The organism is Metabacillus halosaccharovorans (assembly GCF_002019635.1).
In the GTDB taxonomy this organism is placed as follows: Bacteria; Bacillota; Bacilli; order Bacillales; family Bacillaceae; genus Metabacillus; species Metabacillus halosaccharovorans.
Window position 1 is genome coordinate 397,860 of record NZ_KV917371.1, and the last position, 14,947, is coordinate 412,806.

At 35.3% G+C, this 14,947-nt stretch carries 13 protein-coding genes; 2 read left to right on the forward strand and 11 right to left on the reverse strand.

Translation table 11 applies throughout. The features are described from left to right. Positions 1-67: 67 nt before the first annotated feature. The 7 genes from tkt to BK577_RS02000 all read right to left on the reverse strand — a co-directional run bounded on the left by tkt (position 68) and on the right by BK577_RS02000 (position 8,639). Entirely contained in the window at positions 68-2,080 is a 2,013-nt protein-coding gene (gene tkt, locus BK577_RS01970) for a transketolase (protein ID WP_078431373.1), read from the reverse strand. Further along, complete coding sequence (locus BK577_RS01975; RefSeq protein ID WP_169908060.1) at positions 2,080-2,958, reverse strand: 6-phosphofructokinase; 879 nt, start codon at positions 2,956-2,958, stop codon at positions 2,080-2,082. Before BK577_RS01975 ends, tkt begins: the two co-directional genes overlap by 1 nt. 175 nt (positions 2,959-3,133) lie before the next feature. Continuing rightward, the gene (locus tag BK577_RS01980) at positions 3,134-4,270 is read right to left on the reverse strand and encodes a histidine kinase N-terminal domain-containing protein (RefSeq protein WP_245823412.1); all 1,137 of its coding nucleotides are present in this window, start codon (positions 4,268-4,270) and stop codon (positions 3,134-3,136) included. A 297-nt stretch (positions 4,271-4,567) separates the two neighbouring features. Next, positions 4,568-4,717, reverse strand: a complete 150-nt coding sequence (gene rpmG, locus BK577_RS01985; RefSeq protein WP_026559107.1) for a 50S ribosomal protein L33 — start codon at positions 4,715-4,717, stop codon at positions 4,568-4,570. A gap of 26 nt (positions 4,718-4,743) precedes the next feature. Beyond that, positions 4,744-5,925 carry a GTP-binding protein gene (locus BK577_RS01990; RefSeq protein WP_078431375.1) on the reverse strand — a complete coding sequence of 394 codons (1,182 nt, stop codon included), beginning with the start codon at positions 5,923-5,925 and terminating at the stop codon, positions 4,744-4,746. A gap of 256 nt (positions 5,926-6,181) precedes the next feature. After that, positions 6,182-7,423 carry a coiled-coil domain-containing protein gene (locus tag BK577_RS01995; RefSeq protein ID WP_078431376.1) on the reverse strand — a complete coding sequence of 414 codons (1,242 nt, stop codon included), beginning with the start codon at positions 7,421-7,423 and terminating at the stop codon, positions 6,182-6,184. 265 nt (positions 7,424-7,688) lie between these two features. Further along, entirely contained in the window at positions 7,689-8,639 is a 951-nt protein-coding gene (locus BK577_RS02000; RefSeq protein ID WP_245823477.1) for a nuclease-related domain-containing protein, read from the reverse strand. Positions 8,640-9,828: 1,189 nt separating this feature from the next. Between BK577_RS02000 and BK577_RS02005 the strand changes: the two genes are divergently transcribed. Continuing rightward, complete coding sequence (locus BK577_RS02005; protein ID WP_078431378.1) at positions 9,829-10,395, forward strand: helix-turn-helix domain-containing protein; 567 nt, start codon at positions 9,829-9,831, stop codon at positions 10,393-10,395. Continuing rightward, complete coding sequence (locus tag BK577_RS02010; protein WP_139367248.1) at positions 10,296-11,219, forward strand: IS3 family transposase; 924 nt, start codon at positions 10,296-10,298, stop codon at positions 11,217-11,219. The genes BK577_RS02005 and BK577_RS02010 overlap by 100 nt, the downstream gene beginning before the upstream one ends. An 88-nt stretch (positions 11,220-11,307) precedes the next feature. Here BK577_RS02010 and BK577_RS02015 read toward each other — a convergent pair whose 3' ends face one another. From BK577_RS02015 to BK577_RS02030, 4 genes are all read right to left on the reverse strand, one after another. Beyond that, entirely contained in the window at positions 11,308-11,931 is a 624-nt protein-coding gene (locus BK577_RS02015; protein WP_078431380.1) for an SGNH/GDSL hydrolase family protein, read from the reverse strand. Between the two features lie 109 nt (positions 11,932-12,040). Next, a complete protein-coding gene (locus tag BK577_RS02020; protein ID WP_078431381.1) occupies positions 12,041-13,129 on the reverse strand; it encodes a DNA alkylation repair protein in 1,089 nt (362 codons plus the stop codon). A gap of 181 nt (positions 13,130-13,310) precedes the next feature. Further along, positions 13,311-13,763 carry a chemotaxis protein CheX gene (locus tag BK577_RS02025; protein WP_169908062.1) on the reverse strand — a complete coding sequence of 151 codons (453 nt, stop codon included), beginning with the start codon at positions 13,761-13,763 and terminating at the stop codon, positions 13,311-13,313. A 245-nt stretch (positions 13,764-14,008) separates the two neighbouring features. After that, positions 14,009-14,935, reverse strand: a complete 927-nt coding sequence (locus tag BK577_RS02030) for an alpha/beta fold hydrolase (RefSeq protein ID WP_078431383.1) — start codon at positions 14,933-14,935, stop codon at positions 14,009-14,011. Positions 14,936-14,947: the final 12 nt, after the last annotated feature.

Here is a 14,947-nt window from a genome sequence, read left to right on the forward strand (position 1 = left end):
TATCTTTTTTATATGACAAACGAGAGGCTGACATTATATGTACGTCAGCCTCTGTTGTTTGCATCTATTATTCAGCGATTAATTTTTTTACACGAGCTACTACATTTTCAACAGTGAAACCATATTCAGCTAGAATACGATTTGCCGGAGCAGATGCACCAAATGTATTGATAGCTAAAATATCTCCTTCATCTCCTGAATAACGATCCCAACCTAGTGGAGATCCCATTTCAATTGCAAGACGCTTTTTCACTTCTTTAGGAAGAACTGAGCGTTTGTATTCAACAGATTGCTTTTCAAAGCGATCCCATGCAGGCATACTTACAACTGCTGCTTCAATGCCTTCTTGAGCTAAAACTTGTTGTGCTTCTACAGCTAACCCTACTTCAGAACCTGATGCTAATAAAAGAACGTCTGCAGTTTCTTTTCCAGCTGGAGAAACAACATAAGCACCTTTTTGAACACCTTCATATGCAGTGTCTTTTGTTCCTTTGATTGTTGGTAAGTCTTGACGAGTTAACACTAATGCAGTTGGAGTTGATTTAGACTCGATAGCTGTTTTCCATGCTGCTGCAGTTTCATTACCGTCTGCTGGACGAACCACTGAAAGATTTGGCATTGCACGTAATGAAGCAAGTTGTTCTACCGGCTCATGTGTTGGACCATCTTCACCAACAGCGATACTATCATGTGTGAATACATATGTTACCGGTAAATTCATAAGAGCTGCCAGACGGATTGCCGGGCGTAAGTAGTCAGAGAATACGAAGAAAGTACCACCGAATACATGTAAACCACCGTGAAGTGCCATACCGTTTAATGCAGCACCCATTGCAAATTCACGTACACCAAACCAGATGTTACGGCCGCTGTAATCTTCACTTGTGAAGTCACCACTACCGCTAATTGTTGTTTTGTTAGAACCAGCTAAATCTGCTGAACCTCCAAAGAATGATGGAAGATTTTTCGCAATACCATTTAAAACTGCTCCTGAAGAAGCACGTGATGCAAGGCTTGATCCTTCTTCGTAAACTGGAATATCTTTATCCCAACCTTCTGGAAGCTCACCATTGATCGCAACTTTAAATTGATTTGCTAACTCCGGATACTCTTTTTCATATCCAGTTACTAATTCGTTCCACTCATTTTCCTTTGCACTTCCAGCTTCTTTTACTGTTTTATTAAAGTGATCATATACTTCATCTGGTACATGGAAATCTTGTTCAAATGTCCAAGCATACGCTTCTTTTGTTAACTTAATTTCATCCGCACCAAGTGGAGAACCGTGTGAAGCTGATTTACCAGATTTGTTTGGTGAACCAAAACCAATTGTTGTTTTTACTTCAATTAGTGTAGGACGGTTTAGATCTTGTTTCGCTTGTTCAATCGCATTTGAAATTTCGTTCAAATCATTTCCGTCCTCAACACGGATGACTTGCCAGCCTTGTGCTGTAAAACGTTGTTCAACATTTTCAGAGAATGAACGATCAAGATCACCATCTAAAGAAATATCATTTGAATCATAAAGAACAACTAAACGTCCAAGTTTTAAATGTGCTGCTAATGATGCTGCCTCAGAAGAAATACCTTCCATTAGATCTCCATCACCACAGATTGCATATGTGAAATGATCTACTACATTGTAAGATGGCTTGTTGTAAGTTTCAGCTAAATGACGCTCAGCCATTGCCATCCCAACTGCCATCGCAATTCCTTGTCCAAGAGGACCAGTTGTTGCATCTACACCTGCTGTATGACCGAATTCAGGATGTCCTGGAGTTTTGCTTCCCCATTGTCTAAATGATTTTAAATCATCCATTGATACATCATAACCTGTAAGGTGAAGAAGGCTATATAAAAGCATAGAACCATGTCCAGCTGATAATACAAAACGATCTCTGTTAAACCATTCAGGATTAGAAGGGTTAACATTCATGAATTTTGTCCATAACGTATACGCCATAGGTGCTGCACCCATTGGCATACCTGGGTGACCTGAGTTTGCTTTTTCAATTGCATCAATTGATAATGTACGGATCGTTTCAATTGATAATTTTTCTACTTTTGTTAATTCGCTCATTATATTCCCTCCGAATATGATATTTCTTTTAATACTGCTGTTTTATCTTTTATGATTAATTGACCTGATGGTTGATCTGATGTAGACCATTCAACAATTGCTTTTTTCAATTGATTTGTGAGAAGTCGATCTAATGCAGTCGGATATGGACCACTGCATTGTGATTCATCAATCACAACGACTTTCCAATCAAGGTCAAATTCTCCAAAATGTTCTTCTAATGCAACAGGATCAACATCTTGATCCATCATGAAAAAGGTGTATCCTTCATTGTTCACTTCTTTTTGTTTAATATGTTGTTTCAAAAGAGCAATAAGTGTTGAATCAACTCGCTCCACTACTTCAGCTTCAACAGCCAGTGCTGTGTCATGTAATAACCTCGAATTCTCTGCACCGGGAATTTGCACGTTAAAAACTCGTACCTTTCCATAAGATAAAGAACTGGCCGTATCTCTTACTCTTTCAATATTTTCTACAATCGAATTTAACGCAGTATCATAACCCAATGTGAGTTCTGAATCGTCAATGTTATTAAAGATACTAACAGGTACTTGCAGTAATTTTCCTGTAAAATCGGTTACATTAACTTTTGTATCCCCTAATAAAATAACCTGATCAAGCTCTGTTAATTCACTAGCAAGTACGGATATTTGATCGTTCCATATAGTAATTGGAAAAGCATTCAATACATGGGAATTTGCACCAAAAGAACGATATGTATTCTCATTAAGTTCCTTTAGATTTAACTGTTTTGCTATATCATCCCATTCAATCCCAATAACATTGTAACTTTGACTGGAAAGTTCTTCTACTAGGGTACGAACGATCTGTGCTGTACCTGCTGAAGCACAACCAAAATGAACTACACCTATTTTCATTATCGTAACCCCTTTATGCGAAATTTCGTTCATAATTAAATGAACATTTGTTACGTTGTTTAGTATAACATGAAGTACTTATAAAGATAAATAGGCAATAACTGAAATTTCGAGAAATTTCTTATTTCAATAAAAACCTAAAAAAAAACCGATCTCAATAACAATTAAGGTCGGTTCATTCTACTTTTTCAGGTAATCTAATCACAAAAGAGGTTTGATGCTGATCTGATTCGCAAAAAATGGTTCCATGATGTTTTTCTATGATTGATTTACAAACATATAATCCAATTCCCGTACCAAAGCTCTTGGTTGTGTAAAAAGGTTCAAAAATCGTTTCCCTTATTTCTTCGGGAATTTTAGGGCCATTATTTGTTATCTTAAAGGAGATAGTATGTTCAGTTTTTTCACAGGTAATCCATAGATTACGCTCCATAGAATTTTTTTGTTTCAAAGCATCAATAGAATTTAAAATGATATTAACCAACACTTGTTTTATTTCATCTTTTGCAGCTATAATCTTACAATGAGGATCAATAGATGTTGATACATTTACATCTCCATCTACTATACTCGGGTATAAAAAAGAAATAATATCAGAAAAGAGGCTATCTACTTGAATCTCTTTGTGCTCTTTTTCTCCGGAATCTAACCTGGAAGCATGTAAGAATTGAGTAATTCTAAACTTTAACTGATCCAACTCATGTTCAATCGTATCCATATATTTTAAATTGGGATGCTCATTTTTTAACAACTTCATAAATCCCATTACAGATGTTAATGGATTTCTAAATTCATGGACAAAACTTGAAGACATTTGACCTAGTAGTGATAATCGATCTTTATGTGACTGATTCACAAAAAGCATTTTTTCATTTATCTCAATATCTTTTAATTCTGTATATCTTGTAACTGCATGAAAACAATATCTGTCGAAATGATCGTTAATTCTATCAATGATTGGCTGAAGTTCCTGGATAGAAACACCTGACTTGTTGACATATTTAATAAGCGTGCTTCTTCCTATATTCATATTGAAAACAAACTCTCCGATATTGCTTTTACTAAGTACACGTTCCTTTGCTACTTTATAAGCAAGCTCTTTCAGTTCATCATCACTTATTGTCTGCAACAAAGATTTTTTGACCAATAGGTACATTTCGTATCCATTATTCCCTACCCGATCTTTGAAGATATCATTTTCATTTACAATAACATTTTCTAGCCACATTCCTAAAAACTCACTCTGAACTTTCTCCAAAAACTTAATTACCTTCTCTTCAACCGAACAACCTGATCCAGATATCGAGTTCACTTTTTCACCACTTTCATTGTGTGAATGCCTTAATGATAATTAGACAAAAACTGATAAATATCCTTCTTTTTTATCACTTTATTCAAATTTCTATAAAATATGTTACATATTGAAAAATAAAGTCATTAATTTGTACAATCTGTCATGACCATGATTCCTAACATGTTAGAAAACTCACTTTATTGCCAAGAACTTATAGGGATGGCCTTATTTTTTTATATGACCCTCAATATAATCTTCCGAACGAATAAAAAAGACTGCCTTAGGTGACAGTCTTTTTCATTCGTAACTAATTTTCTATTTTGTTTCACGATGTAGAGTATATCTTTTTAATCGCGGGCAATACTTTTTCAATTCAATTCGATCTGGATTGTTTCGTTTATTTTTTGTTGTAATATAATTACGGTCTCCTGTTTCTGTGCATGCTAATGTAATATTTACTCTCATTATTTTCCCTCCTAATTTTTAGTTTGTTACACAAATGCTGGAAGTGGATCATTAAACTGAGACCAGTTTTGCTGCATTTCAGCATCTGTTAATAAACATAGATTAAGACTTGTTTCAATTTCATCACGGTTCATATCAATTCCAATCATCACTAATTCCGTTATGCGATCACCATAACGTTTATCCCATTTTTTAAGCAACTCTGGTTCCTCTTTCAAAATGATCTCTTGTTCTTCCACCGGATAGGTTGCAATCCATTCACCTGCACCTTGAATTGTGATAGATGGACCAGCCTGAGAGAGAAGACCTGTTATCTCGTTTCTTGATGCGAGCCAAAAAAACCCCTTTGCCCTAACAACGTCTACTGGCCAGTTTTCTAACCAGGTCATAAATCTTGTTGGATGAAATGGACGCTTTTGTTTGTAAACAAATGACGAAATCCCATACTCTTCTGTTTCAGGTATATGTTCATTAGCAAGTTCCTGGATCCATCCAGCTGCTTGACTTGCCTCCTCAAAATCAAATAAATCTGTATCTAAAATTTCAGCCAATGAAACCTTTGAAAAACTAGTTTTAATAATTTTTGCTTTTGGATTTAACTTATGGATCACTCCACTTAATTCCTTAGCATCCTCTTCATTTACCAAATCTGTTTTATTTAATAGTAGAATGTTGGCAAATTCGATTTGATCTATAAGTAAATCAACAACTTCTCTCGTATCAGATAGGTCTGTCGCTTCTTTTCGATCAAGTAATGTTTCCCCTGAAGCAAAATCATGCCAAAACCTGTTCGCATCAACCACAGTTACCATCGCATCAAGAACACAATTATCAGTTAAATTAATTCCGAGCTCCTCATCTATATATGAAAAAGTTTGTGCCACAGGTATTGGCTCAGAAATACCGGTAGATTCAATAACTAAATAATCAATATCCCCTTGATCCACAAGCTTTTTCACTTCAACAATAAGATCTTCTCGAAGTGTACAACAAATACATCCATTTTGAAGTTGCACTAGCTTTTCATTTGTCCTCGTAAAACCTCCTTGTTTAATAAGTGAGGCATCAATATTGACTTCACTCATATCATTGACTATTACAGCAATCCTCCTATTTTCTTTGTTCATTAAAATATGATTTAATAATGTTGTTTTGCCCGCACCTAAATATCCACTTAACACTGTTACAGGGACTTTTCTTTTGACCATTCATCTTTCTCCTTTTTGCAAACCGACATTATTACGATTTATATTTTATGTTTCGGGAATAAAATTAACTACCACGGATATAAAACGTAATTATTACGATTTATATTCTATTATATGTGCTATTGAATTGCAAGTTTCTTCTTCATTTTTTTAATCAAAAACATGTTTAGATACATTAGAATCGGGAATTTATTAAGTACATAAGTATTTTTTCAAAACAAAAAGCTGACAACTATGTGCCAGCTTTTAAAAAGTATTACATGCTTACGCGTACTACACGTCCGTTAAATTTTTGAGCCCAATAACCGCTGGACATATCAGCAATAGCTACACCAGTTGAGCTTTGTGATCCGATAAATTTACCTCCACCTACATAGATGCCAACATGTCCATCTGTTTTGTAAGTGTTAAAGAATACTAAGTCTCCAGGTTGCATATTGCTTGTAGAAACCTGTTTACCTGCATATTTAAGTGAGTCAGTGCTTGCGCCTACGCTTACTCCTATTGTAGAGAAAGCCCAATGCACAAATCCGGAACAATCAAAGCGACCATTTGCTACATCATAGGAATTTCTTCCGCCACCAAAGACATAAACTGAGTTTCCGATATACTTATACCCAGCACGAATTAAATCATTCACTGTTCCATTCGGATTTACAGGTGTTGATTCAACAGTTGTAGTTTTAGAAGAAGTTCCTTTTGCTAATTTTACTGAACTTGATGAATCACTAGAAGAATCACTAGAAGAATCATTTGATGAATTTGACGAACCCTGAGCGATTGCAGCAGCCGCAGCTTCTTGAGCAGCTAAATTAGCTTCTTTTTGCTTAAGGCTATTTACTGCAGCTAGTTTTGCAGTTTCTTCATCTTTTAGTTGTCCTATTAAAGTATCATTTTCCTTTTTTTGAGAAAGGATTTGTTCCTGCATACCCTCTAACTCTGATTTCATGCCTTCTAAATCTGAAAGCGCTTCAACTTTTGAAACTTTCTTTTCATTTAATTCTTGTTCGTCAGCTTCTTGTTGTTGAATCATTGCACGGTCAGCTTCCACAATCTTACCAACTGCAACAGCACGATTAACGAAATCACTAAAACTGCTTGAACCTAGTAACACATCTATATACTCTACATTACCACCACTATGTTGGTAAGAAATTGCACGTTGTTTTAAAATATCTGTTCTCTCTTTAATTGCTTTTTCCAGCTTTGCAATCTCTGATTCCATTGTTGAGATTTCTGTTTGAGCTGTTTCTATTTTTGATTCAGTTTCTTCAATTTTCTTTGTGTTATCATTAATTGCTGCTTCAACACGTTCACTTTGCTTTTTTAATTCTGCCAACTCTTGTTGTACTTTCTCAACGTCCTGAGTTGCATCTTTTATATTTTCCTGAATTTCTGTACGCTCTGCCGTTTCAGCGTTAGCCGAAGGAATAGCAAATGAACTTCCTAATCCGATCATGACTGCTAAATTCATGATAACTAGTTTCTTTTTCGACATTCTCTTCCCTACTTTCGTTTCTCTCGTACAATCAGTATTTTTACCTATGTATCTATTAAAAATATTACTTTATACTCAGATTTGCCACAATTAGTAGTATATCATCAAAAAATGACAAAACAATGTATATAATATTACAATTATATTTCAAATATAACAAAAGACCTTTTTATTCTACCAAAAACACACATGTTCCACTGTACCATAGAAAAAGTTTTAACACTAGTATCAATCTATTAATGGAATTATTTGAGAAACTTTCTTACTACTTATCAGATTGATTGCTTTTTATATAATAGATCCGATCCTTTGTATTACCTGTAAATGGATAATGCAGTTTCTGTAACACTCTTTTCGCACTTGAACTGGATTTTATGTGAAGAAATGATCGAACTTCCCGATTACTTATACGCTCAGAAAAAAGAAGCTTATAATCAGTCAGAGCTTTAGTATGTGCATTTTTTGATTTTTGCCCGCATTTTTGGCATGCCCAAAAGCCAAACGTTTTCATCAAGGGAATGGTTTCACAAAATGGACATTGAACACCTGTTATTATCTCAGACTTTAATAGTTGATAGTGTTCTATAATTGAAACATCATTTTCAGTATGAGAATCAGTGATTCTGGCTGAGAGTCTATTGATACTTTGTTTTTTCAGCTTTATCTCTTTGTATTTATTTTCTAGGTGTTGGAATTTACTTGGAATTCTTGCAGCTTGGAGTATTAATGAATTAGAAGATTTTAAAATTGTAGAAGGATTACTGAGGACAACAAATCCTATACAGGGTATATTGGGTATTTTTTGTTCTTTTAACCAAAGACTAAAATGATCTTGCTGACGCCTAACTTGTATCAATGGACTAAGAAATCCTTCCTCTTTTCCATCCAATGTGCGAATCATCTGATCAGTTTCCTCATTTATATAAATCGATCCAGCTATGTTCTTAACTTCTAAAACACATGCAAATGAAGGAGTTATAATTAGTGTATCCATTTGAAAGTAGTGCTTGCGATCAAGAAGTCTAACATTGTGGAAAATAAGATACTCTTCCTTTAAGTAACTGAGAAAATAGTCAATAGATTTTTCCCCGTTGTAGCCAGCAAGGCTTTTTTTGTAATCTCGTTCAATTTTTGGGTACAGTTTATGTATTTTGGGCAGTCTTCGCAGCAATGCTTCTTGCTTTTGAAGAAACAATGGCTTCAGCCTTTCTTTCATAATCAAAACAATCATCTCCTTATTTTTTATTCGGGGTAATATTCGTTATCTTGATTAGTAATTCCTCTAATATGTTTCACTATTTTAATATTCTAGTAAAAGTTTGGATTATTAGTGGTTATTTATTCTCTATTATTAACTCCAAACGGTTATTAAACTGCTCTTATATATATATCTCATCATTTCTACTCCCCTAATTGAGTCACCTTTCCTATTTATTCGACCACTTCTGTGATTCTTTCAACCACTCTCTAGCATTATTCAACCACTTTTCTTCTTTTTTCAACCAATTCACTTTCTCCCCTCATCAATTGAGCCACTTTCCCCATTTATTCGACCACTTCTCTGATTCTTTCACCCACTCTCTAGCATTATTCAACCACTTTTCTTCTTGTTTCAACCAATTCACTTTCTCCCCTCATCAATTGAGCCACTTTCTCCATTTATTCGACCACTTCTCTGATTCTTTCACCCACTCTCTAGCATTATTCAACCACTTTTCTTCTTGTTTCAACCAATTCACTTTCTCCCCTCATCAATTGAGCCACTTTCTCCATTTATTCGACCACTTCTCTGATTCTTTCACCCACTCTCTAGCATTATTCAACCACTTTTCTTCTTGTTTCAACCAATTCACTTTCTCCCCTCATCAATTGAGCCACTTTCCCCATTTATTCGACCACTTCTCTGATTCTTTCAACCACTCTCTAGCATTATTCAACCACTTTTCTTCTTTTTTCAACCAATTCACTTTCTTCCTTACCTAATTAAGCCACATTTTCCATTTATTCGACCACTTCTATGATTCTTCCAACCACTCTCTAGCATTATTCAACCACTTTTCTTCTTTTTTCAACCAATTCACTTTCTCCCCTCATCAATTGAGCCACTTTCCCCATTTATTCGACCACTTCTATGATTCTTTCAACCACTCTCTAGCATTATTCAACCACTTTTCTTCTTTTTTCAACCAATTCACTTTCTCCCCTACCTAATTAAGCCACATTTTCCATTTATTCGACCACCTATGATTCTTTCAACCACTCTCCGGCATTATTCAACCACTTTTCTTCTTTTTTCAACCAATTCACTTTTCTCCTTTCCAATCAAGTCAACTAACCAATTCACCCACTCTGAACTGCACCCCAAAAGTTAGAGTAAAGAATCTAACTTTTGGGGTGTTTTATTAATGTCTAGATATGATGAAAAATTTAAGCTTATGGTAGTGAAAGAATATCAAGAAGGACAACTTGGATATAAACTGTTAGCTAAAAAACATTACATTAAGTCACATAAGCAAATCATTAATTGGGTGAAAAATTACGAGAAGTTTGGACCTGAAGGGTTAATGAGGAAAAAGCAGAACAAAACATATTCTGTTCAATTCAAGCTGGATGTTATAAGCTTTATGGAAAGAACAGGATCTTCAGTAATCGACACAGCCCTGGAGTTTGGGCTAACAAATCCTCCTATGATAACTGCGTGGAAGAAAGCCTTTTTGGAGGGTGGTGCTGTGTCTCTGGATAGACCGAAAGGACGGCCACCTATGTCTGATAAAGCTAAGAATAAAGAAAGTAAAAAAACAATTCAAGATAAAGAAATGACCTACGAACAAAAGTTGGAGAGAGAAAACGAGCTTCTTCGGTTAGAGGTAGAATACTTAAAAAAGTTACAAGCTTTTCAGATGAATCCGGAAGGTTATCTCGAAAAGCACAGGGGGCATTATCGTTTGAACTCAAAGAAAAGTTCAAACTAAAAGACGTTCTAAAAATAGTAGGAATTCCGGAATCTTCCTACCATTACCACATGAAAATGATGATGAAGGAGAATCCCAATCAGGAACTTGAAGAATGTATTCAATCCATATTTGAGGATCATGAGGGTAACTATGGGTATCGTCGTATCTATTTGAACTTAAAGCAACGTGGTTTGATAATTAATCACAAGAAGGTACAGCGCATAATGAAAAAACTTGGGCTCAAATGTGATAAATTCAGTAGAAAAACACGTAAGTATAGTTCTTATAAAGGAACTGTTGGAACAATTGCCAAGAACCGCATTAACCGTCGTTTTCACACAAGTTTGTGTCATCAAAAATTAACAACAGATATCACAGAATTCAAGTGCTCAGATGGTAAACTTTATTTTAATCCAATCATGGATATGTTCAATAGTGAGATTGTTTCGTATGGGATAGGTATGCGACCAAACTTAGAATTGGCCATAAAACCTCTCGAAGAAGCTTTGGAAATTGTAAAAGAATCAAAGTACAGAACCACTATTCATTCCGATCAGGGCTGGCATTATCAACATAAGAAATGGACAAAGACCCTAAAGAAACATAAGGTGTTCCAGAGTATGTCACGAAAGGGAAACTGTTTAGATAATTCACCGATGGAAAACTTTTTCGGATTAATAAAACAGGAAATGTATTATGGGGAAGCAGCCTGCTCATTTGAAGAATTAAAAAAGAGAATTGAAGAATATATCATTTATTATAATAACAAGCGCATAAAGCAAAAATTGGCAGGCATGAGTCCGGTTCAATTCCGTATCCATACCAGCCAATTAGCCGCTTAATATAAAACTCTAACTTTTAGGGGTCACCACACTCCCCTACAAAAAACCCCCCCACAAATTTGGGAGGTCATCAGTCTATTTAGATCTATTACTTTAATTGTTCTTCTACTGCTTTTAGCCATGTTGTGGCCATCAGCATGTTGCCTGCAGAGTTCATATGGACACCGTCTGTAGTTAAGTTGTAGCTGTTGTTTTGTCCTAGATACTTTACAAATGCTTGATGGGTAGGGACGAGCGTTGTTTCGAATTGTTTTGACATATCATTTACAACTTTAACGTAATTTTTTAAGATTTCATTTCCCTTCGATTGCAATTGTTCTTCAATTACAGTTGGTTCCATTAAGATAATGTGCGCATTTGTCTGTTCTTTCACTTGGGTTAATAGTTCTTTGTAAAGGTGTTCAAATTTCTCTATGTCTACTTGTTCCATTTCAGGGCGATCAAGTTGTCTCCATACATCATTGATCCCAATTGATATGGAAAGGTATTCAGGGTTTTGTTCAATGACATCTTGTTGCCATCTTGAAGCAAGGTCTGTAATACGGTTGCCGCCGATACCTTTATTTGTTATATCAAATCCTTGCTCTGGATAAGTTGTTAGTAAGTAATCATGGATGATTCTCACGTAACTTATGCCAATTTGTTCCGGATCCTCGCGTTTTCCCCATTCTGTAATACTGTCACCAATAAATAGTATTTTCTTTTGTTTCATCTTTTCTCCTCCATCTACCCTTTTGTATGTAAGACAGCGCCTTTTTATAAAATACATATATAGCTTTTCGAGAAATAACATTCATTTCCCTCTAAATTTCTATCATCCTTTAATAAAGATGAACGTCAAACGGTTTCGTTCCCTTTACTTCTCCGTTCACAATAATAGACAATACATGCCTACCGGGATAATGCTTCCTGGTTGTTAAGTCTTTAAAGGAGTGCATTTTTACATATTGCTTTTTTTCTCCAGGTTTTATCGTGACTTCCGATAGCTGAAATTGTTTACTTGATGGTTTCCCATTTGCCTTTATAAAATCGATTGAATACTCAACTCTTACTTTACGTAATTCCGTGTCTGTTGAAGCTAGTTTAAATGAAAAGGAAATTGCATCTCCAATCTTTACATTTTTTGTCACATCTAAATCTGACATTGTCATCGTATTTAATGGACCTAGTCCAAACAGTTCAAGAGCTTCTAAGTTCCCCTTTTTAAGCAGGGTTCGCAAGCCTTTTTTCAAAATCCAATTCGTTAAATCATTTTCTCCGTTCCATTTTTTGGCTAGTGATAGAACGATAGCCGGGTGATCTCTCGAAATATCATTTATATTATTTGCCACACTTTTTCTTACATATAAAGAGGGATCTTCCTTCAAATTTTCTAAAATCGGTAAAATGGGTGAAGGATCATTTTTCAAGCCGGTTAATACCATACCCCATGGAAGCCTAGGACGGGAGCCTTCACTTGCAAGTCTTCTAACATGCTCATTTGAATGAGTGCTCCAGACAATAAATTGCTGAAGCATTTTCTCTTGATCTTTTACCACAAAGGGCCGAACCGCAAACTCGGATGTTGAATACTGTGTGAAATATTTGAGGGCAGAGATTGACACATTCCAATCGTTTAAACCGTATACCTCAATGTAATCGGGAAAAATAATTCCTGCCAGGCTGCCTTCAAAATGAGGTGCTACCTTTTTTAATATGTTAACCACCTCTGGAAATTCCAGGTTTATCGTTTCATGAAAACACTCAGAAATTCGCCGGACTCTTTGCTTTAAAGTAAGGTTGTCCCATTCACCCGCGTAAATATATGCAAGAAATATTTCTTCATCAAACGATGGATAAGCATTCTTTAATTCCTTTGAAAGCTGATTCATAAAATCTTGATTGAATATGTTGCGAAGTTCCTCGGCCATTTGTTCTCCCCTTAACTTAGTATTTAATGGAAATTATTATATCATTTTATACATCAAATAAAAAAACAGCTGACGTAAGCATTTACTTAACAAGTCACCTGTTTTTACAATTCAATATTATTTATTACTCACAATCTCATAAGAGAAGAATTAAAGTCTTCTGCTCCAGTTTGTACTATAATTAGTCAATCATCAAACCTATTTCCAGTTTTTTACCACCTTGGAATGTCATCACGATTTCAATTGCTTCTTTAAAACCCGAAAGTGACATATTTCCTTCCATGATCGTTGGTGCTGTAATATCAATTGTCATTCCTTTTGAAAAGACATTTGTACATAGTCCACCTGATATCATATTGCCTAGCTCACCGGCAAATGACTTTAACATATCCCCTTCAAGTTCCATGCCAAACATTAATTCACCTACAGAAGTGAAAAAATCAACATCAGACTTATAGAGAACCTTACCATTTATTGAACCTGTTATCCCAACCAGGACACCAAATTGGCATGTTAACTCAGAACGTAGCTCAGGCGCTGTTATATTTTCATGTGGGATCGGAAGAACCTGTTTTATGGACTCTATCGCTGATCCATGTAGATCTTCTAATGTGTTTGATACAGTTGTACTCAATATAAACACCCCCTGCTCTATTAGAATATGTCACAGAATGACCGTTTCACACCCTTACTTATCTACTAGTAGTATAACTAAGACTTTTTTCTTATTATATAGTAAATCTTTCCTCATCTCATCATAATTTCGACATATATTACTATTTGAGATTCTTAATACTAGTTATATCGACAAACTTCTACCATTTGTTTAGAAAAAAAATGCTAGATTGTCAGGATGACAATCTAGCATTTTTGTTGGTACTAATTTAAATTTTTTTCTATCCACCTATATGTATCCTTATATACAACCTCACGATTTACTTCATTTAACATTTCATGCCGACCGTTCTCATAAAAATTATAGTCAATTTGCTTAATTCCATGTTTCCTTAACTGATTAATCAGCTTATTTACGCCCTTGGTATAATTTCCAACAGGATCCATATCCCCGCTAAAAAGATAGAATGGTAGATTTCTGTCTATTTTTGATACTTCCTCATCTCTATTAATCATATCAAGTCCATAGTATAAGTCTTGAAAAAATCCTGTTGTTCCTACTTTTCCGCAATACGGATCATTTATATACGCTGATACTTGTTCAGAATCCCGGGTTAGCCACTCATAACCTGTATTAGCATTCGTAAATTTTTTATTATAGCTTCCGGTTGTTAACTTTTGCAGAAATGGACTTTCAGCACGATTCCCCCATTTTTTGACCTGTGTTTCAGCTAATTTTTTTGCAACTTTTAAGATAAAACCTGGATTTCCTCCAGTTCCTGATAAAATTACTCCATTTAGACTCACCTGAAAACGCTGTAGAAAACGTCGTACTAAAAAAGATCCCATACTGTGCCCCATGAGGAAGACTGGTAATTCCGGATATTGATTTTTTATGAAATCATACACTTCTTTCATATCGTCAACTGTTCTTTCAAAGCCGTTGCTTTCGGCAAAAAAACCATATTCACCACCCTTTTCACCAGTCTGTCCATGACCTCGATGATCATGTCCTATTACGATAATTCCCTTGGAATTGAGAAACATTGCAAATGGTTCGTATCGTTTAATATGCTCTGCCATTCCATGAGCAACCTGTACAACCGCTCTTGGCTTAACCGATTTCTCTTCCCATTTGCAAACATATACTTGATGTTCATCTGACATAGATAACCAATTTTCATTTTTCATAGCCTTCCCCCC